Source organism: Streptomyces purpurascens, assembly GCF_045040895.1.
Taxonomy (GTDB): Bacteria; Actinomycetota; Actinomycetes; order Streptomycetales; family Streptomycetaceae; genus Streptomyces; species Streptomyces purpurascens.
In genome coordinates this window covers 4955369-4974421 of record NZ_CP108341.1, presented here as the reverse complement: position 1 = coordinate 4974421, position 19053 = coordinate 4955369, and the positions used below count along the sequence as shown (strand labels likewise).

16 protein-coding genes, 1 tRNA gene and 2 pseudogenes are annotated in these 19053 nt (G+C 69.3%); 14 read left to right on the top strand and 5 right to left on the bottom strand.

Annotated elements, in window-relative coordinates; all coding sequences use genetic code 11:
* Window positions 1-68: 68 nt before the first annotated feature.
* From OHU35_RS22700 to OHU35_RS22660, 9 genes are all read left to right on the top strand, one after another.
* Window positions 69-233: a hypothetical protein gene (locus OHU35_RS22700; RefSeq protein WP_189725650.1), complete on the top strand. Its 165-nt coding sequence runs from the start codon at window positions 69-71 to the stop codon at window positions 231-233.
* A gap of 1 nt (window position 234) precedes the next feature.
* The gene (locus OHU35_RS22695; protein ID WP_189725649.1) at window positions 235-1524 is read left to right on the top strand and encodes a glycosyltransferase; all 1290 of its coding nucleotides are present in this window, start codon (window positions 235-237) and stop codon (window positions 1522-1524) included.
* A 201-nt stretch (window positions 1525-1725) separates the two neighbouring features.
* Entirely contained in the window at window positions 1726-2319 is a 594-nt protein-coding gene (locus OHU35_RS22690; protein WP_267943753.1) for a dihydrofolate reductase family protein, read from the top strand.
* A 208-nt stretch (window positions 2320-2527) separates the two neighbouring features.
* The gene (locus tag OHU35_RS22685) at window positions 2528-2761 is read left to right on the top strand and encodes a hypothetical protein (protein ID WP_189725647.1); all 234 of its coding nucleotides are present in this window, start codon (window positions 2528-2530) and stop codon (window positions 2759-2761) included.
* Between the two features lie 93 nt (window positions 2762-2854).
* Window positions 2855-4270, top strand: coding sequence for an FG-GAP-like repeat-containing protein (locus tag OHU35_RS22680; RefSeq protein ID WP_189725646.1), 1416 nt, complete (start codon window positions 2855-2857; stop codon window positions 4268-4270).
* A gap of 35 nt (window positions 4271-4305) precedes the next feature.
* On the top strand, window positions 4306-5727 hold the full coding sequence (locus OHU35_RS22675; RefSeq protein WP_189725645.1) for an FG-GAP-like repeat-containing protein: 1422 nt from the start codon (window positions 4306-4308) through the stop codon (window positions 5725-5727).
* Window positions 5728-5758: 31 nt separating this feature from the next.
* Entirely contained in the window at window positions 5759-7204 is a 1446-nt protein-coding gene (locus tag OHU35_RS22670; protein ID WP_189725644.1) for an FG-GAP-like repeat-containing protein, read from the top strand.
* A gap of 75 nt (window positions 7205-7279) precedes the next feature.
* Window positions 7280-8710 carry a VCBS repeat-containing protein gene (locus OHU35_RS22665; RefSeq protein ID WP_189725643.1) on the top strand — a complete coding sequence of 477 codons (1431 nt, stop codon included), beginning with the start codon at window positions 7280-7282 and terminating at the stop codon, window positions 8708-8710.
* Window positions 8711-8794: 84 nt separating this feature from the next.
* Window positions 8795-9805: a Yip1 family protein gene (locus OHU35_RS22660; RefSeq protein ID WP_189725642.1), complete on the top strand. Its 1011-nt coding sequence runs from the start codon at window positions 8795-8797 to the stop codon at window positions 9803-9805.
* A 69-nt stretch (window positions 9806-9874) separates the two neighbouring features.
* On the opposite strand, the gene OHU35_RS22655 is transcribed toward OHU35_RS22660, so the two are convergent.
* Both OHU35_RS22655 and dcd read right to left on the bottom strand, forming a co-directional pair.
* Window positions 9875-10372 carry a phosphoribosyltransferase gene (locus OHU35_RS22655; RefSeq protein ID WP_189725641.1) on the bottom strand — a complete coding sequence of 166 codons (498 nt, stop codon included), beginning with the start codon at window positions 10370-10372 and terminating at the stop codon, window positions 9875-9877.
* Window positions 10373-10382: 10 nt separating this feature from the next.
* On the bottom strand, window positions 10383-10958 hold the full coding sequence (gene dcd / locus OHU35_RS22650; RefSeq protein ID WP_184594305.1) for a dCTP deaminase: 576 nt from the start codon (window positions 10956-10958) through the stop codon (window positions 10383-10385).
* 541 nt (window positions 10959-11499) lie between these two features.
* On the opposite strand from dcd, the gene OHU35_RS22645 reads away from it, so the two are divergent.
* The 3 genes and pseudogenes from OHU35_RS22645 to OHU35_RS22635 all read left to right on the top strand — a co-directional run bounded on the left by OHU35_RS22645 (window position 11500) and on the right by OHU35_RS22635 (window position 12931).
* Window positions 11500-11573, top strand: a tRNA-Gly gene (locus tag OHU35_RS22645).
* Between the two features lie 204 nt (window positions 11574-11777).
* A pseudogene (locus tag OHU35_RS22640) lies at window positions 11778-12086 on the top strand (hypothetical protein); the annotation flags it as partial.
* A gap of 272 nt (window positions 12087-12358) precedes the next feature.
* Window positions 12359-12931: a hypothetical protein gene (locus tag OHU35_RS22635; RefSeq protein ID WP_189725640.1), complete on the top strand. Its 573-nt coding sequence runs from the start codon at window positions 12359-12361 to the stop codon at window positions 12929-12931.
* A 281-nt stretch (window positions 12932-13212) separates the two neighbouring features.
* Here OHU35_RS22635 and OHU35_RS22630 read toward each other — a convergent pair.
* Both OHU35_RS22630 and OHU35_RS22625 read right to left on the bottom strand, forming a co-directional pair.
* A pseudogene (locus OHU35_RS22630) lies at window positions 13213-13287 on the bottom strand (integrase); the annotation flags it as partial.
* Window positions 13288-13328: 41 nt separating this feature from the next.
* Window positions 13329-14594: a CdaR family transcriptional regulator gene (locus tag OHU35_RS22625; protein WP_189725639.1), complete on the bottom strand. Its 1266-nt coding sequence runs from the start codon at window positions 14592-14594 to the stop codon at window positions 13329-13331.
* A 365-nt stretch (window positions 14595-14959) separates the two neighbouring features.
* Between OHU35_RS22625 and OHU35_RS22620 the strand changes: the two genes are divergently transcribed.
* Window positions 14960-15799: a DUF4394 domain-containing protein gene (locus tag OHU35_RS22620; protein ID WP_189725638.1), complete on the top strand. Its 840-nt coding sequence runs from the start codon at window positions 14960-14962 to the stop codon at window positions 15797-15799.
* A gap of 748 nt (window positions 15800-16547) precedes the next feature.
* Here the strand turns inward: OHU35_RS22620 and OHU35_RS22615 are convergent.
* Window positions 16548-17576 (bottom strand): hypothetical protein, encoded by a 1029-nt coding sequence (locus tag OHU35_RS22615; RefSeq protein ID WP_189725637.1) that lies wholly within the window; start codon window positions 17574-17576, stop codon window positions 16548-16550.
* 296 nt (window positions 17577-17872) lie between these two features.
* On the opposite strand from OHU35_RS22615, the gene OHU35_RS22610 reads away from it, so the two are divergent.
* A complete protein-coding gene (locus tag OHU35_RS22610; RefSeq protein WP_189725636.1) occupies window positions 17873-19048 on the top strand; it encodes a hypothetical protein in 1176 nt (391 codons plus the stop codon).
* Window positions 19049-19053 lie beyond the last annotated feature (5 nt).

Here is a 19053-nt window from a genome sequence, read left to right as displayed (position 1 = left end):
CAACCACCACCTCACGACACCTGTCGGGCTGCTTCGTGCTGCCTGAAACACCGGAAGGAAACAACGACATGGGTTACGACGACGGAGCACTCGCCAGAACCGGTGTGGGAGCGATCACCCTGTTCGGCGCCAGCGTCTCGCTGAACTGGATCCTGGCCGTCGCGGTGACACTCGTCCTGGTGGGTGCCTTCACCTACCGGGGCGTCACCCGCCGTCAGCGAGGACGCGCCTGACATGTTCTCCACGTCCAAGCGGGGCCGCAGCGCCCCGTGGCAGACCTGGGTCTGTGTGGCCGCCACTCTGGCGGCCACCGCCTGGACCCTCGTCTACCACTTCTACTGGAGCACCCAGCCCTGGGGGACCGCACTGGTCTTCTATTGCGCCATCACCGCGGTCCTCATCTACTCTCTGGCCTCGGTCATCAAGGGCAGAAGCTTCACCCACCTGCCCGCCCACGAGGGCCGAGTGCTGGCCATCGTCCCCGCGTACAACGAACCCCCCGAGGCCCTGCACAAGACCGTGTGGGCCCTCATCAACCAGGTGCGCCCGCCCGACGCGATCCACGTGGTCGACGACGGCTCCAGGATCCCTGTGGTCCCGTTCGACCACCCGCTGGTCACCTGGCACCGCCAGGACAACGCCGGCAAGCGCGAGGCCCAGGCGAACGTGCTGCGTACCGTCGATCCGTCGACGTACGACCTCATCATGACCGTCGACTCCGACTCAGTCGTCCACCGCATGGGGCTGTGGCACTGCCTGAAGGCCATGTCGGACGTCCGCGTCCAGGCCTGCACCGGCCTGACGCTGGTCTCCAACTACGCCCACAATCTGCTCACCCGCGTGATCGACGTCGAGATCGTCACCTGGTGTCTGGTCACCAGGATGGCCCGCTCCCAAGTCGGCGCGGTCGCCCCGACCTCCGGCATCCTCGCCGTCTACCGCAAGGAACTCGTCCTGGAGAACCTGGACGACTACGTCACCTCCGGCACGGCGGGAGACGACCGGCGCCTGACCCACTACGCGCTCCAGCGCGGCCAGGTCGTCGCCGTGAACGAGGCCTGGGTCTACAGCAACATGCCCACCGACCTCAACGAGCTGTTCACGCAGCGCGTGCGGTGGTTCAAGTCGTACTGGCGCTACGTCGGCTGGGAGCTCACCAACTTCTCAGCCGCCCCCTTGTTCTTCCGCCTCTACGGCCTGGTCGTCACCGCAACGATGCCGATCCTGTACGCCTGGGTCCTGTTCGTGCTGCCCTACCACACCGAGGACAAGCTCCTATTCCTGCAGGGCCTTGGCTACTGGTTGATCATGACCTACGCCCAGACCGGCATGTACGCAGCCATGCGCCCCGAGTTGTCGGCTCGCCAGAAGGTCGTTGCCTGGCTCTTCCTCACTCCACTTGTCACCTTGCTCAACCTGTTCATAGTCCGCCCAGCCATGTATTGGGCCCTCACCCAGGCCCGTACCACCCACTGGGGGACGCGCAAGGTGAACCTGCCGGTGCCGGTCGCGGAACGGCCTTGATCGCGCATGCTCCGTCATGCGAAGGATGCCTCGGCGCCTCGGCCACGAATGGCGGAAGCGCCGTCGGCGACCCGACGCCGCTGTTCGTTGTAGACACCGGCATCCGCCGCGTCGACTTCGTCGTGCCCAAGCGTCCCGCGATGAGTTTCCGGTGCCCTCGCGGTCCATGCATACGGACGGGCCGCCCCGGCCCCCGGACGCATGGGAGATGTCGTGACCAGCGTGATCATGCACAACGTCGTGTCCGTGGACGGCTTCATCGCCGACGCGGACGACCAGGTCGGGCCTCTCTTCGACTGGTACGGCAACGGCGACACCCCGCTCAACGAATACGCCAGGGTCTCCAAGGTCTCCGCCGACTATCTGAAGCCGACGCTGGCGAGGATCGGGACGCTGGTGGTCGGGCGGCATGTGTTCGACATGACCAATGGGTGGGAGGGGACTCCGCCGGCGGGCGAGCACCTGGTGGTCGTGTCGCATCGGCCGAGGCCCGAGGGGTGGCACCCGGACGCGCCGTTCCACTTCGTCGACGGGGTGGAGGAGGCCGTCGCCAGGGCCAGGGAGCTGACCGGGGAGGACCGTGACGTCGGTGTGGCGGCGGGTGACGTCGGCGGGCAGGCGTTCGCCCTCGGTCTGATCGACGAGGTGGCGATGGACGTCGTACCGGTGGTCTTCGGCTCGGGCAAGCGGTACTTCGGGGCGGTCGACGCCCAGCATCTGCTGGAGGACCCGCACACGGTGATCCAGGGCGACCGGGTGCTGCACCTGCGCTACCGGGTCCGCCGGCAGCCGTGACCGTCCGGACCGCATGACCCGGCGCCTCAGCCTCAAGAAGTAACCGAATTAACCGAACTCACGTACAACCCTTACGTCCCCACACAGGTCTCCTGATCGCCGACCACCCGTGAACGCCCGGACAACCACCGGCGAACACGGACGGTCCCGGCACTTCATCGACGGTGGATGCCCGCCAGGCATCCCGCGTGCCGCAGGAGACTCCCGCATGGACCAGGACCAGCACCGGCGACGACGCCCGCAGAGGCGTCCGCATCCGCGCCCCGCCCTCGCGAAGGCCACCGCCCCGGCCGCGCCGACGGGCGGGTTGCTCATGCCCGCGATCACCGGCACGGCGACGACCGGCACCCCTACGGCTCCGACCGGCAGGGCGACGGCCGGCAGGGCCACGCCCCCTTCCCGGACGACCCCGACGCCCCGGGCCTTCGCCCCCACCGCCTGACCTCCGCACACCCCCGCCCCACCGGGAACGGCCGTGCTCTCAGGCCCGGCCCGAACCCACCTCACCTCACCCCTCCTCACCCGGAGCCCCGCCTTGCGCACCCGCACTCTCCTCCTGGCCGCCGGCCTCACCACCGGCCTCCTCACCACCGCCCTCCCCGCCGGCACGGCCGCCGCCGCGCCCTCCGGGCTCGCCGGTGACTTCAACGGCGACGGATACCGGGACGTGGCCATCGGCGCCATGAGTGCCGACGTCGGCTCGGTGCAGAGCGCCGGTGCCGTCGTCGTGCTGTACGGCTCGTCGTCCGGCGTCTCGGCGGCGAAGAAGACCGTGATCACGCAGAACTCCGCGGGCGTCCCGGGCACCGCCGAGTACGGCGACCGCTTCGGCAACAGCCTCGCCGCCGCCGACCTGGACCGTGACGGCTACTCCGACCTGGTCGTCGGCGCCCAGTACGAGGCCATCGGCGACCGGGACGGCGTCGGCTCGGCCACCGTCATCTGGGGCGGCAAGTCGGGTCTGTCCGGCGGCAAGGGCCTGCCCCAGCCGTCCACCCTCTCCGAGTGGGGCGGCTTCTCCTCCGGCGTCGCGACCGGCGACTTCGACGGTGACGGCGCGACGGACGTGACGCTCACCGGCCAGAGCCACACCCGCCTCTACAAGGGCCCCTTCAGCCGTACGACCGGTGCTGCGAGCCACACCGGCATCAGCGAGTTCGGCTCGACGTACGAGGTGTTCGCGGGTGACATGAGCGGCGACGGCGCGGCCGAGCGCGTGTACCCGTTCCTCGTCGACGGCGACGAGGGCGGCGAGATCAGCTACCACCGCTGGACCGGCACCAAGTACGCCCGCACCTATCTGCCGCAGGCCGACGGCGAGAAGGGCACGATCGCCGACGTCAACGGCGACGGCTACGGCGACCTCGTCCTCGGCGACTACCAGGACCCGAGTCCGGCCAGGCCCGCCGGCCACAAGGGCGGCCAGATCACCGTCTGGTACGGCGGCCCCACCGGCCCCGACCCGGCGCAGAAGCCGACCGTGATCCACCAGGACACCACGGGCGTGCCCGGCTCCGGCGAGTCGGGCGACCTGTTCGGCTCGGCCGTCGGCGCCGGCGACGTCAACGGCGACGGCTACGCCGACATCGCGGTCGGCGCCTGGGCCGAGGACATCGGCACGGTCGAGGACGCCGGCTCGGTGACCATCCTGTTCGGTTCGGCCTCCGGGCTGACCGGCAAGGGCGCCAAGTCGTACTCGCAGGACACCGCCGGCGTCCCCGGCAGCAACGAGACGATGGACGCCTTCGGCATGACGGTGCGTCTGGTCGACCTCGACAAGAACGGCAAGGCCGACCTGGTCAGCGGCGCCGGCTACGAGAACGGCTACGGCGCGGTCACCGTCCTGCGCGGCGCCGCCTCCGGTCTGACCACCTCCGGCTCGAAGTTCCTCTCGGCCCGCGACGTGTCCCTCAAGGGCGGCTCCGACTTCGCCTGGGCCATCGCCCAGTGACGCCCCGCCAGCTCTCTCACCCGGCAAGGAAACCCATGCGCCTGCGCAGCGCCGCTCTCCTCATGGCGGCCCTCACTCCTCTCACGGCTGCCCTCACCGCGCCCGCCGCCCACGCCGCCACCGCCGCCGCCCCGTACGACTTCAACGGCGACGGCCGCACCGACCTGGCGATCGGCGCCCCGGGCGCCACGGTCGCCGGGAAGGCGAAGGCCGGCGCCGTGTCCGTCGTCTACGGCAGTACGAGCGGGCCGAAGAGCTCGACGCGCACGCTCCTCACCCAGGACACCGCGGGCATGCCCGGCGCCGCCGAGGCCGACGACGCCTTCGGATCCGCCCTCGCCTCCGCGGACCTCAACACCGACGGCTACGCCGACCTGCTGATCGGCACGCCCGGCGAGGACGGCGGCGACACCAACGACGGCACCGTCACCATCGTCTGGGGCTCGAAGTCCGGTCTGTCCAGCGCCCGTTCGCTGTTCAGCTTCTTCAGCACCGACTACGACCGCTACGGCCAGACCCTCGCCGCGGGCGACTTCGACAACGACGGCGACCCCGACGTGGCCGTCGGCTCCACGGGCCCGATCACCCTCTCCCTCGTCGCCGGCCCGATCACCAAGACCGGCGCGCACAACGGCGGTTCGGGCTCGCGCAAGGACATGTGGTCCACGTCCTACGGCATCACCCACCTGTCCTCCGGCACCATCACCGGCGACGGCCACCCCCGGGTGGTCCTGCACGGCCGCGCGGGCGGCACCGACGACGCCGTCACCGCCCTGGCCGACCTGGAGATCGGCAACTACAACGACTGGCTGCAGAACCTGCCCGCCGGGTACGTCTCCGCCGTAGCGGACGTCGACAAGGACGGCTACGCCGACATCGCCGTCGGCAACGACCGCGAGACCTCCGCCGACCCGGCGGGCGCCCTCGGCGGCAAGGTCACGGTCGTCTACGGCGGACCGGAGGGCCGGAACACGAACCGCGCCCCGCTCGTCCTCACCCAGGACACCGCCGGTGTGCCCGGCGCCTCCGAGAAGGGCGACCGCTTCGGCAGCGGCGTCTCGCTCGGCGACGTCAACGGCGACGGGTACGCCGACCTGGCGATCGGCGCCGCGGGCGAGAACTCCGCCGCCGGTGCCGTCACCGTCCTGTACGGCTCGGCGTCCGGCCTGACCACCAAGGGCGCGACGTCGTACACCCAGAACACCGCGGGCGTGCCCGGCGGTTCCGAGCAGGGCGACCGTTTCGGCGAGCGCGTCACGCTCACCGACCACACCGGCGACCGCCGCGCCGACCTGTCCGTCTCCGCGCCGGGCGAGAACTCCGGCGACGGCGCCGTCTGGTCCCTGCGCGGCACGACGACCGGCCTCACGGCCACCGGCTCGACGAACTTCGGCCCGGGCACGACGGGCGTCTCGACGGCCGGGGCACCGACGTACGGCACGGCCCTCAACTCCTGATCACCACTCCACACCGAAAACGGGGACCTCGATGCGCAAGCGCACCCTCCTCCTGGCGACGGCCCTGACCACCGGCCTGCTCACCGCCCTGCCCGCGACCGCTGCCACCGCCGCGCCCGCCACCGGCCCGACCGCCGACTTCAACGGCGACGGCTACGGCGACGTCGCCTTCGCCGCCCCGTACGCCAAGGTCGACGGCAAGGGCATGGCCGGCTACGTCGCCGTGGTCTACGGCGGCGCCACCGGCCTCGACCCGGCCAAGCGCACCGTGGTCAGCCAGAACACCGCGGGCGTGCCCGGCGAGGCGGAGGCCGAGGACACCTTCGGCGACGCCCTGGCCATGGCCGACCTCAACGGCGACGGCTACACCGACCTCGCGGTCGGCTCCACCGGCGAGGACGTCGGCACCGATGTCGACGGCGGCTCCGTCACCGTCCTGTGGGGCTCGGCGAGCGGCCTGAAGAACGGCACCACGGTGAAGGACCCGGCGGTCTCCGCGCACGACAACTGGGGCAAGCTGCTGACCGCGGGCGACTTCGACGGCGACGGCAAGGCGGACCTGGCCGCGGGCGCCTACGCCGACACGTACGTCATCCGCGGCGGCTTCACCACCACCGGCACCACCGGCGCCGTCCAGCACATCGCCACCCCGGAGGGCGCGTACAGCGTCGACGCCATGGAGGCGGGTGACACCAACAACGACGGCAGGTCCGACCTGGTCCTCACCTACCGCGTCCCCCTCGACGAGGGCGAGGCGAACAGCTGGTCCAAGGGCGTCGCCTACCTCGGCACCGCCACCGGCCTGGACACCTCGGTCCCCCGCCCGCTGAACGGCGGCACCTCCCTCGCGCTGGGCGACATCGACGGCGACGGCTACGACGAGATCGCCATCGGCAACGTCTTCACGAAGGAGGACGACCACAGCGGCTCGCTCGGCGGCCGGGTCGTCGTCATCCGCGGCTCGGAGGGCGGCCCGGTCAACGGTGACGCGCCCCTGGCGGAACTCACCCAGGACTCCACCGGCGTCCCCGGCTCCGACGAGGCCAACGACGGCTTCGGCAGCGCCGTCTCCATCGGCGACACCAACGGCGACGGCTTCGGTGACCTCGCCATCGGCGTCGTCTTCGAGGACATCGGCACCACGGAGGACGCCGGCGCCACGATCCTGATGAACGGCGCGGCCTCCGGCGTCTCGCGCACCGGCGCGCGCACCCTCACCCAGGACACCGCCGGCGTCCCGGGCGCCGCCGAGGCCATCGACTACTTCGGCTCCGACGTCCTGCTGGCGGACGTCACCAAGGACGGCCACGCCGAGTTCACGATCACCGCCGGCTTCGAGGACGAGGGCATCGGCGCCATCACGGCCCTGCGCGGCTCCGCGACCGGCCCCGTCACCGACGGCGCCCGTTCCTTCGGCCCCGGCAGCCTCGGCCAGACCCGCTCGTACGGCGCGTTCGGCGCCAACCTCATCGGCTGACGTATCCGCACCGACCTCACCGGCTGACGTATCCGCACGGCCTCACCGGCCGACGCACAGGAGACACGCACCCACATGCGCACCCGCACCGCGACCACCCTGGTCACCGCCATCCTGGCGGCGGGCCTCACCCCCCTCTCCCTCACGGCCCCGGCCTCCGCCGCTCCCGCCAAGCACGCCGACGACTTCAACGGCGACGGCTACCGCGACCTCGCCGCCGCCGCGCCCTACACCCCGGTCGGCGGCAAGAGCGACGCGGGCGCCGTCGTCGTCACCTACGGCTCCGCGAACGGCATCAGCGCCGACCGCCGTACCGTCCTCACCCAGGACACGGCCGGCATCCCCGGCACCGCCGAGCAGGGCGACCGGTTCGGCAAGACCCTCACCTCCGGCGACCTGAACAGCGACGGATACGCCGACCTGGTGATCGGCAGCACCGGCGAGGACGTCGACTCCGACGCCGACGGCGGCTCCGTCACCGTCGTCTGGGGCGGCAAGAGCGGCCTGTCCGGCGGCCGCGGCGTCCCCGACCCGGCCGTGGCGGCCCACGACGAGTACGGCATGTCCCTGACCGTCGGCGACTTCACCGGGGACGGCCTGGCCGACCTCGCCGTCGGCAGCACCGGCAGCGACATCTGGATCCACGAGGGCATCGCCAAGGCCTCCGGTTCGGGCTCCCACCACGAACTCGCCACCGGCCTCCAGACCGGCAGCGGCCTCAGCGGCGCCCTGAACCTCGCCTCCGGTGACCTCAACGGCGACGGCACCGCCGACCTGGTCGTCACGGGCAGCGAGGCGTCGACGTACGACGCCGGCACCATGATCTATCTCGGTTCCGGCTCCGGCCTCGCCTACCAGACGTTCCTCAAGAGCGACGCCTGGGACGTCGCGGCCGTCGGCGACCTCAACGGCGACGGCTACGACGACGTGGTCACGGCGGCCCCGGGCACGAACGGCAAGAGCCTCGGCGGCTCCGTCAGCTCCTGGCTCGGCAGCGCGAACGGCGTCCGAACCCAGCCCCAGGCGACGATCAACCAGGACACCCCGGGCGTCCCCGGCGCGGACGAGGAGATGGACGCGTTCGGCAACGACCTCTCGGTCGCCGACGTCGACGGCGACGGCTACGCGGAAGTGGCCGTCGGCGTGCTCCACGAGACCGTCGGCGCCGCCGAGATCGCGGGCAGCGTCATCGTGCTGCGCGGCTCCGCCGCCGGCCTGACCGGCACCGGCGCCCAGTCGTTCACCCAGAACACGGAAGGCGTCCCCGGCACCGCCGAGTCCGCCGACCGCTTCGGCGCGTCCGTACGCCTGTCCGACCTCACCGGCGACGGCAAGGCGGACCTGGCCGTCGGCTCCGACGGCGAGAACCACCCCTCCGGCTCCCTCTACAGCCTGCGCGGCTCGGCCTCGGGCGTGATCACGAAGAACGCGATCAGCTTCGGACCCGGCTCCCTCGGCATGTCGACGACGGACTATCTGAGGCTGGGCCAGGACATGCTGCGCTGACGCCACCGCTCGGGCTCGGGGCGGGGACCCTACGTCCGAACCCTGACAACCCATGAGTTCCTGAAGGGGCTTACCCCCTAAGGGATGTCACAGCTCGGCCGCAAAGCCGGGCCCGGAAGCCCGGGCCCGGCACGCCACCGCCCGGGACCAGGTACGTTCGAAGACGTGGCTGGATTCAGGATCGGACGCGGCCGGAACAACGGCGCTCCTCAGACGCGACCGCATAACCCCCCGCACGGGCAGCAGACGCCGCAGGGACCGTCGTACGGCTACCCGCCGGCGCCGCAGCCCTACCCGCAGCAGCAGCCGTACGGCAACGGCGGCGGCCCCACCTGGCCGCAGGCGAACGCCGGGCCCGGCGGCGGCTACGGCGGCCAGGGCGAGCCGGAGTACTTCGGCGACGGCGCGTACCCGCCCGGCCCGCAGGGCCCGCCCGATCCGTACGCGGCGAACAACCCGGGCCACACCCAGGCCTTCTCGGTCGGCGAGGACCCCTACAACCAGGGCGACACCTACCGCGCCGGCGCGGCGGCCCCGCCGTCCGGCCCGGTCGGCCCGCGCCTGCACTGGAAGGCCCTGCTCCGGGGGATCGTGCTCTCCCCCAACCAGACCTTCCTCCAGATGCGCGACTACTCGATGTGGGGCCCGGCCCTCATCGTCACGCTCCTCTACGGCCTGCTCGCCGTCTTCGGCTTCGACGGCGCCCGCAAGGACGCGATAAACGCCACACTGTCGAACGCGATCCCGATCGTCCTGACGACGGCCGTCGCGATGGCGCTCAGCGCGTTCATCCTGGGCGTGGTCACCCACACCCTGGCCCGGCAGCTCGGCGGCGACGGTGCCTGGCAGCCCACGGTCGGCCTGTCCATGCTGATCATGTCCCTCACGGACGCGCCCCGCCTGGTCTTCGCGATGTTCGCCGGCGGCGACGCGACGTTCGTACAGCTCCTGGGCTGGGCCACCTGGATCGCGGGCGGCGCCCTCCTGACCCTCATGGTCAGCCGCTCCCACGACCTGCCCTGGCCGAAGGCACTGGGCGCATCGGCGATCCAGCTGATCGCCCTGCTGTCGATCGTGAAGCTGGGCACGGTCTGAGGACACGGACGGGAAACTGACGGGAACGAAAAAAGGGGCTCCTGGAGGAGCCCCTTTTCTCATCGCCTCTCAGGCGTCGAGCACCTGCCCGGCCCGCCGCACCACCGGCGGCTCCACGGACCAGGGGAAGTTGATCCACTCATCGGTCCGCTTCCACACGTACTCGCACTTCACCAGTGACTGGGACTTCTCGTAGACCACGGCGCTGCGCACCTCGGCGACGGTGTCGAGGCAGAAGTCGCGGACCAGCTTGAGCGTCTTGCCGGTGTCGGCGACGTCGTCGGTGATCAGCACCTTCTTCTCGGAGAAGTCGATCACGTTGGGGACGGGAGCGAGCATGACGGGCATCTCGAGGGTCGTCCCCACGCCCGTGTAGAACTCGACGTTCACGAGGTGGATGTTCTTGCAGTCGAGGGCGTAGGCGAGGCCGCCGGCCACGAAGACACCGCCGCGGGCGATGCTGAGCACCACGTCGGGCTCGTACCCGTCGTCGGCGATGGTCTGCGCGAGCTCGCGCACGGCGACCCCGAACTGCTCGTAGGAGAGGTTCTCCCGTACGTCACTCATATGCGGCCGCTCACACCTGGGTCCGATGGAAATTGAGGAAGGACCGGGAGGCGGTCGGCCCCCGCTGCCCCTGGTACCGCGACCCGTACCGCTCGCTCCCGTACGGGAAGTCGGCGGGCGATGTGAGCCGGAACATGCACAGCTGCCCGATCTTCATCCCCGGCCAGAGCTTGATGGGCAGGGTGGCGAGGTTGGACAGCTCCAGGGTCACGTGCCCGCTGAAGCCGGGGTCGATGAACCCGGCGGTGGAGTGCGTCACGAGCCCCAGCCGCCCCAGCGAGCTCTTGCCCTCCAGCCGGGAGGCGAGGTCGTCGGGCAGCGTGATGACCTCGTACGTGCTGGCGAGGACGAACTCCCCCGGGTGCAGGATGAACGGCTCGTCCCCCTCCGGCTCCACGAGCCGCGTCAGATCGCTCTGCTCGACGGAGGGGTCGATGTGGGGGTACCGGTGGTTCTCGAACACCCGGAAGTAGCGGTCCAGCCGCACATCGATGCTCGACGGCTGCACCATCGCGTCGTCAAACGGATCGATACGCACTCGCCCGGCGTCGATCTCGGCCCGGATGTCCTTGTCTGAGAGAAGCACGCCCTGAGGATACGCAAGGCGCGCGGAGCGACCACAACCGGACGACTCCGCGCGCCTTATGCCCTTTGGCTATGTCTTTGTCCGCTGCTCGATCCTGCTCGCCGCCGCTCGCTACCGCTTCTGGTAGCTGACGGGCACGACGCTCCGGAGCCGCGTACACCGCGGGCACCGGAGCAGCCGGCCGGGGCCGAGTCGCTCGGCCTGCTGCATCGGGAACGAAGCGGTGGTGAACACGTGCCCATCGGCACAGCGGACGACGGTGCGCTCCATCAAGTCCAAGAGTCCCTTCCCCAAGAGCCGCGTCTGGCTGGTGCTTGCCTGACGACAAAAGCCACAGTACGGGATCAAAGGAACGGCCTTCGAGGCGGCGCTCCGGTCCCGCCCGGACCCTCGCCGACGCCCCCACCGTACGCCCCAACTCCGGTGCCCCGCAGCCTCATCCCGCCCCTGAAACGCCCTCAGGCCCCACGGCATCAACACCGGGGGCCGGACATGAGGTAAAGTGGCGAACGTTCGCACACCGACTCCGTCGGCGTCTTACGCGGGTGTAGTTTAATGGTAGAACATCAGCTTCCCAAGCTGAGAGCGCGAGTTCGATTCTCGTCACCCGCTCCATATGAAACCCCCAGGTCAGAGACCCGGGGGTTGTTTGTTGTCTAGACCGGTGAACCGGTCGCGCACCATAACCGCACCATTAGCTCTCGGCAGCCTCCTCGCTGTGGTGCGCGTGGTCGTCCTTGTGGCACTTCGCACGCTCGGCGCGCACGAGGTCGTCGAGCCCGGCGGCCACCTCCCCGCTGCCGCTCCTCGTAGGTCGACCTGGACGAGGCAGAGGCACACAGCCGCGAGATCTGCGGCTACTCGGAAATCGACTACGAGCGCAACAAGGCCGCATGGCTCAAGGACCAGCCACCATTGCAGCTCGCCCCCGAAGCCGTACTGTCCCAGCTCGACCAGTTCGAAGCCGAGGCCCGGAACCGCGGAGTCACCCACACGACATTCCGCCGCATCACCGAGGCCTTGAACCTCAACGGCTCCCTGCGCGAAGACCTACGCCAACTGCTCATCAACAGCCGCCCGGAGCACTACGACGCACCCCTGTGGCGCATCACATCCGCTCCTGAGTAACAACCTTCTTCACGGGTTCAAGGCGGCTCGCTCCGCTCATAGCGATCAACCGCTGAGGTCAGAGAAGGGGTACGTCGTGGCTGGGGCGGTCGGCTCCACGGCTTTACGGAGCCACTTTGGCGCGAGCCCAAAGCCGCTACGCCGACCTAATTCCTCAGGTGACAGCGGCCATCCCCTGAATCCACCACTAATTCACCCAGCAGAGGGGTTTACCTGCACTATCTCCCATATTCCATACCCGCCGACTACCCGGTTGAGCTTCACTAACGATCATGAAGAACGGAGAAGGCATGGCTCGCCGCCCATTGATTCGCACTCTGGCTGGCGTCAGCGTATTGGTCACAGCAACACTGACTGCCCCGATGGCCCCGACTGCTTCTGCGGCTCCTGGCGGCCGCGTCTGCATGGTCGTGGCCAACAAGGCGGTAGGAGGACTTGGTCACGTGGGGTGGCTGGCACGAGCCGAAGACGGGCGACGTTTCTACTACGGCGCGCAGGACTGGAACAAGCCGGAAACTCACTGGGCGCATGGCCCCGCGCTTTGGGAAAACGCCATCAAGGACTTGCAAGAGCATCGGGCCAAGATCAGGGGAATGCCATACGACTGGTATCGCTGCAAAAACACACCAGACGGTTCCGGAAGGAACGCCCTGGCCGAGTTCAATAAGCGCAAACACGAGCCGTACCACAAGCTGTGGAGTAATTGCCTCACACGCTCAGTCTCGGCATTCAAGGGGTACAGTCTGGCTCTGAATAACCTGCCCAGCGGCAAGGCAGATCCCCCCAATGACTACTTCAGCTACACGCTCGATGATTACAGGTGGGCCAAGATGCGTCGACTTTGACCGTGGCCAACAGCGAGGCCGGGTGGGGAGGTGCGCCAACAGCCCCATCCGACCGTTACGGTGGCAAGTCCGCGCACCACAAGCGCACCAGATCGAGCGGGGAACAGCGGGGAATCACAGGGAAAGCAGCCCAGCCCGCAGCAACCGCAGTCCAGCCGTTCGCCCAGGTCAGCGCCCGAACCAGCCGCAGGTGATCGCAGCTTCCCAAGCTGAGAGCGCGAGTTCGATTCTCGTCACCCGCTCCGTACGAAACCCCCAGGTCAGAGGCCGCCATCGAGTCCCTTGAGGGTGGCTCCGGAGCGGGTCGACAGGGTGTGCCCGGTGTGACGGAGGTCGTAGAAGCGGAAGCCGTCCGGGCTCTCCAGCTGGCCGTCTCGGCACTGGATGATCGCCCGGTTCAGTGCCACGCTTCCGACAGGCGCCGCGTGACGACCGAGCTGAAAATGCGCACGCCGCGCGTCGAGCCGGGATCGATGCCGGTGAGCTCCCGCACCCGGCGGAGGCGATAGTCCAGGGTGCGGGGGTGGACGTTGAGGGCTGCCGCCGTGGCGCCGCGGTGCATGTCGTGGCGATAGTACGCGTCAAGCGTGACAAGGAGGTCCGGACCGGGCTGCAGGCTCCGGCCCACGGCGTGGAGCCAATCATCGACGAACGGCGCGTCTGCAACGGCGAGTTCGACGAACACGTCCGACACGGTGTGCGGCCGCAGTCGAGCGGACGCCCGTCGCAGCGGCGCCGCCCTGCTGATCCGCCGGGCCAGGTCGAGGGAGTCGGCAACCTCGGACAGCGGTGAGGTGGCGGTGCCGGCGGCGCAGGGGCGACCGAGAGCCTGGGCGAAGTCCCGTACGAGATCGGATACGAGGTCGGGCAAGAGGTCGGGGGCAAGTTCGGGTACGGGGTGCGGCTGTACGGTCTCGGCTGTACTGGGCCCCGGAGACGCCTGGGGTGTGGGGGGATACAAGGGAATCAGGGCAATCAGCTCACCGCTCCTGCTTCCACTGCCCGGGCACCACGTGATCGGCGCGTGGTGGGTTTTCACCAGCGCCTCGATCTCGCTTTCCAGGTCGCGATCGCCGACGGGACGGTCCGGCACCCGGATCACCGTCACCGCACAGCGCTCGGGCAGTTCCATGCCCAGTGCCGAAGCGAGTTCCGCCGATATGGGGTCTCCGTTCAGCAGCGACCTGGCCAGCAGGGCGGCCTGCTCGACGTACGGCAGACGGTGTCGCAGCGCCGTCACGAATCCCTGACTGTAGGCACGGATACCGCGTTCTCCCTGCGGGGCGAACCAGTTCATCATCCGCATGAGTTCGTCGACGCCGACGCCGCGCTGAGCTTCGGTCGCTTCGTTGATCTCGCGCAGCATGAGTGAGGTGTGCAGTCGCAGGACCCGCTGCCGGGCATCGAGCGGCATCCCCGCTGCGGCCCGCAACTCGCCGATCGCCGCGATGTAGCCGAGGTCGGCGTCGCTCAATTCGCTGTTGTCCGGGGACAGTTCGACCGTACGGCGCCGCAGCCACAACGCGTACTCCAGCGTCTCGGCCCGCGCCCGGGAGTTCGTGTCCAGGAACCCGAACTCCGGAATCTCGCGCGTGTACGCCTCGACCTCCCGGCGCGCGTTGGCCGACGCCTGCCGGGCCAACTCGGCGAAGAAGCTCCCCATGGGCGGGAGCATGCCAGTGCGGCCGAAGAAGCCGACAGGGGAGATCCGGACTGCGTTCATCACTCTGCGCACATCGGAGACGACCGCGTCTGGGGCACTTTGTCACAGTGCGCAAAATCCCTGGATCGGGGCATTCCCATCATCTGTTCCACTTGTGGAGACACTGTGAACTGGCCTTAATGGGAACCGCGTACCAGCCCGTGGGGGAACACCGCAGCAATCATTCCGGCCACCACTCCGGATCAGCGCGGGAATCGGTACGGGAATCTCTCATCTGCGCGCCGCTCCATGGTGCTTGTTCAAACGGGAGGGAAACACCGATGAAAGCAGGAACGAGAAAGAGAATCGCGGCGGCGGTAGCAGTCATGGCCACGTCGACAGCGCTCATGCTGAGCGCGCCGGGCAGTGGCTCGGCCGCTCCCGCCGCCACTCCCAGCCTGCGCGCGTTCGGGATCACAGGTGACGGCACCCAGATGGCCACGTTCACCACCGACCGGCCGAACGTGCTCGACTGGGTCAGGGACGTCATCGGGCTCAGTGGCGACACGGCTCTGATCGGCATCGACTTCCGGGTGCAGAGCGGCCTGATGTACGGCGTCGGCAACAAGGGCGGCATCTACACGATCAAGACCCCGCCGGCCACCGCGGACGTCGTGATCACCAAGGTGTCCCAGCTCCAGTACACGCTGAACGGCACGAACTTCGGCGTCGACTTCAACCCGGCCGCCGACCGGCTGCGCGTGATCAGCGACAACGGCCAGAACCTGCGGCACAACCTCAACGACCACACGACCATCCAGGACCTGAACCTCACCACCCCGCCGATCGAGGGCACGACCAAGGGCGTCTCCGCCGCCGCCTACACGAACAATGACCTCAACGGGGCCACCGGGACCACGCTGTTCGACATCAACACGACCAGCGACCAGGTCGTCATCCAGTCCCCGGCCAACAACGGCACGCTGGCACCGACCGGCAGCCTCGGCATCGACGCCCAGCTCAACGCCGGCATGGACATCTTCAGCACCCTGTCGGGCGGCAAGACCGTCAGCAACGCCGCCTTCGCCACTCTCACAGCCTCCGGCGCCGACAGGCCCTCCCTCTACAGCATCAACCTCTTCACCGGCGAGGCCACGCTCGTGTCCGACAGGGCCAAGTTCCCCCTGAACATCACGGACCTGGCCATCTCCCTCACCGGGAGCTGAGCCCCTCCCGCAGGTCAGTTACTCGCCGCGGCCCGGCTGCTCCCGGGCCGCGGCGAGCCTGAACCGTGTCCTTCGGGCACACCCTGTCGCGGTCATTCCTGATCGGGCTGCCCTGGACAGCACACCTGGCACATGGCCTCGACCACGCCGCGACGGCCGCCGCCCTCGCGGGCCTGCCCGGATCAGGGGACAACCGCTGATCGATGCCGTGGAGCTGCCGGGCTCCGGCTACCCCCGCGGGCCAGGTGTCGGATGCATCGCGGGAGCCTTCCGAGCCACCTCCGCCCCGAGTTGTTCGGCCGCCGCTGATCCCTCCTCTATGTGCTCCCGCAACGGCGGCCTCCAGGCAAACGCTCGCTTCCAAGGCTCGGCCGCTCGTCGGCCGCCAGAAGGGGCCTCCACACCTCCGAGCCGACGGCGTGCCCATAGCGTGCCCACAAGACCGGTAAACCACGGTCAACAACGGTGCGTTCCTGCGCTCCCCGGACGTACCCCAGCGCACGTATGCCCAGGTCAGAAGCTATCCGGCTGCCCAAGCACCATCGCTTCCCAAGCTGCGAGCGCGAGTTCGATTCTCGTCACCCGCTCCATGATGAAACCCGCCCGCCTGATCGTCTGACGGCTTCTCCGACCTGCGGACCACGCTCGGATGCAGAGAACCTCACCATCGGCCTCGCCGTGCTGACCGGGAACCCGGCCCTTCATCGACTCACGCTCTGGGGAGAGCCGGCGGGCACCCGCTCAGGGTTTACACCACGCACTCCGCGAGTTCCCTCCACAGATCAAGCTTGGGCGCCTCCGACTTGTACGAGTTGCCGGGGCGGCCGTGTTCCGGATGAACCTCCTTGTAGTGAGCCACCAGCGACTCCGCTGCCCGAACTGTGCGGTCGGGCAGCTCGCGTTCGATCGCACGGTCCCAGCGGAATTCCGACTTGGCGTGCAGCGACAGCAGGGGCAGCCCGCGGCAGGCCTTCCAGCAGATCAGTTCTGGCGCGTACTCGATGAGGTGGCCGTGTCCCTGCCGGGACTTCCTCGGCATGGCGGCCAGGGCCGAACGAGCTGTCCGCCACGCCTCGACGGCACGCATCACGCCCACCGGGGTCATCCGTCCGTGGAAGACACTTCGGTAGACCGCGGAGGTGCGGTCGCTCCAGAGAGCTTCCTGCCCTTCCGGGGTGGCGGCCAGGTTCGCCGCGATCGGCAGCGGCGCGTCCGACAGACAGGCCAGGGCGGATGTCACATCGGCCATGGAAAAACGTGATCCATGAGGGCCCGCGGTCACGCCCCGGCGGGGATCGAAGTCCCCCTTCTCCCAGTCGCCCTCCATCAGACGGCGGATGTTCGGGCAGCGGATCAAGCGGTCCTGAGCAGTCACCCCGTTGACGTAGCGATCCTCGAAGTCGTAGGCATGACGAGCCCTGTCTCGCTCATCGCCGCAGCGAATCTCCAGGCGGAGAACGGCACGCTGCAGGTGTTCGCGGGACAGCCGGCCCCTCATGTCGGCGATGACCCTCAAACGCTGGAGACCGTCGATGCATTCGAGTCCGACGACGAACAGAGTGTCGGCGAACGGTCGCGGACCGGGCTGGACCTCGACCGCTTCCGCGCCCAACACGATCTGCCCGGCGGCGCCGAAGTCCTCGGGCCGCTCCTCGAGCATCCGCGCCAGCTCCACGTTGGCCCCGGTTCCCCCGAGATAGCCGCGCTTGGCCGAGAGCCGGCGCGGAGCCCCGACGGAAGCAGCGAGCATGTCGAGGTCGGCCGCGGTGACATCCACGGCCCAACCACGCGTGAGCTGGGCGACTCGTAGGGGACGAAGACTGAGAGCAGGGTCAGCCACGAGCAAGCGTTCGACGGATGAGAAGGTCATGGTCACAACTGCTCAACGCATGAGATTGCGGAGCGTGACGGCCCAGGGCCGACGACCTGTTGCGGTTTCCTCGCGTCCGTTCCCGGCATCTTGGGTACCGTCGTCCTCCGCGCCACAGAGGGGGGGGGGACGTGCGAACTTCGGTGCGGATATGGGTGATCGTCGGCACGAGCCTCGCCTTGTCGGCTTGGACCGTGGCGGCTGTGCTGAGCAGAGCATCGGCTCTCGTCGTCTCCCTGCCGGTGGCCGGGACATTTTGGCTGCTGGTCGTCCTGGACTGCGGATACCTGCTCGGCCGACAGTGGGCACACCGTCGCCGACGCCGGGTCGCCCGGCCACGACGTGAAGCCTGGTCCCCCGCTCCGGACATACGCCGGCCGATCGACTACCCGACCATCCTCCCGCGGCCGGCCGGTGACACCCCGGTGGACCAGCAGGGACGGTTCCGGGCGACCGGCATCCGTCTCGCCGTTCTGCCCGCGCTCGCGGTGACGTGCCTGACGGTTCAGACCGTGTTCCTGGAGCACGGCGGTGACCTGGCCCTCGGCTTCGTCCTCGCCGAGTGCCTGCTCCTCGTCTCCATGGTCTGGACGGTATGGACCAGCCAGGAGCCGTCCCAGCCATGGGTCACCAGCCGGATCAGGGCGGAACTCTTCCGCCGCGAGATGTTCCTCCTCCTCGCGGCCGTCGGCCCCTATCTGGGGCGGACCGATCAGGAAGCCGAGCAGGTCCGCGATGCCCGGCTGAGTCTGCTCGCGGCCGCGGGCCCGGCTGAACTCAGCACATTCGCCCGGCTCTGCGAACGCGGCCCGGACGGCACGGAGAAGCATTGGCAGGACGCGGTCTGGCTGCTCGGGGACGACGGCGTGCGCGTCACCGGCGCCGAGATCACCGAGCGGATGCGGACGTATCTCGACTACCGCGTCAAGCGGCAGAGTCTGTTCTTCGAACTGGCCGCCGGCACCTGCGAAGGAACCGAGGACAAGCTCGGCAGGACGGCCAAGGCCGCGGTCCTGGCGGCGGTCGCCGTCGCCGTCGCGTACGCGGTTCTCCTGCACTCGGGCGGGACCGGGGGCGGTCCGTCGACGACGTCGGCGGTCATCGCCCTGCTCGCCGCGGTCCTCCCACCCCTGTGCAACATGGCGCTGGCGGTACAGAACCTCTTCGCCTCGCAGCGGTTGGCGTCCTCCTACCGGGAGACCCGCCAGGAACTGCTCGAGCACGAGCACACCCTGCGCCGTCTGCTCGCCGAACCGGCCGGCGCCGAACGTGCCGTCCCGTTCCGCTCACTGGTCGTCCGGGTCGAGTCGACCCTCACCGAGGAACTCCGCCGCTGGCGCATCATCGTCGCCAAGACCGAGTTCGATGCCGGTTTGTGAGACTT

What these genes read in the sequence shown, in the direction of transcription:
- OHU35_RS22700 (WP_189725650.1), top strand. Translation starts at nt 69, where the DNA reads ATGGGTTACGACGACGGAGCACTCGCCAGAACCGGTGTGGGAGCGATC.
- OHU35_RS22695 (WP_189725649.1), top strand. Translation starts at nt 235, where the DNA reads ATGTTCTCCACGTCCAAGCGGGGCCGCAGCGCCCCGTGGCAGACCTGG.
- OHU35_RS22690 (WP_267943753.1), top strand. Translation starts at nt 1,726, where the DNA reads ATGGGAGATGTCGTGACCAGCGTGATCATGCACAACGTCGTGTCCGTG.
- OHU35_RS22685 (WP_189725647.1), top strand. Translation starts at nt 2,528, where the DNA reads ATGGACCAGGACCAGCACCGGCGACGACGCCCGCAGAGGCGTCCGCAT.
- OHU35_RS22675 (WP_189725645.1), top strand. Translation starts at nt 4,306, where the DNA reads ATGCGCCTGCGCAGCGCCGCTCTCCTCATGGCGGCCCTCACTCCTCTC.
- OHU35_RS22670 (WP_189725644.1), top strand. Translation starts at nt 5,759, where the DNA reads ATGCGCAAGCGCACCCTCCTCCTGGCGACGGCCCTGACCACCGGCCTG.
- OHU35_RS22665 (WP_189725643.1), top strand. Translation starts at nt 7,280, where the DNA reads ATGCGCACCCGCACCGCGACCACCCTGGTCACCGCCATCCTGGCGGCG.
- OHU35_RS22660 (WP_189725642.1), top strand. Translation starts at nt 8,795, where the DNA reads ATGTCACAGCTCGGCCGCAAAGCCGGGCCCGGAAGCCCGGGCCCGGCA.
- OHU35_RS22655 (WP_189725641.1), bottom strand. Translation starts at nt 10,372, where the DNA reads ATGAGTGACGTACGGGAGAACCTCTCCTACGAGCAGTTCGGGGTCGCC.
- OHU35_RS22635 (WP_189725640.1), top strand. Translation starts at nt 12,359, where the DNA reads ATGAAGAACGGAGAAGGCATGGCTCGCCGCCCATTGATTCGCACTCTG.
- OHU35_RS22625 (WP_189725639.1), bottom strand. Translation starts at nt 14,594, where the DNA reads ATGGGGAGCTTCTTCGCCGAGTTGGCCCGGCAGGCGTCGGCCAACGCG.
- OHU35_RS22620 (WP_189725638.1), top strand. Translation starts at nt 14,960, where the DNA reads ATGGCCACGTCGACAGCGCTCATGCTGAGCGCGCCGGGCAGTGGCTCG.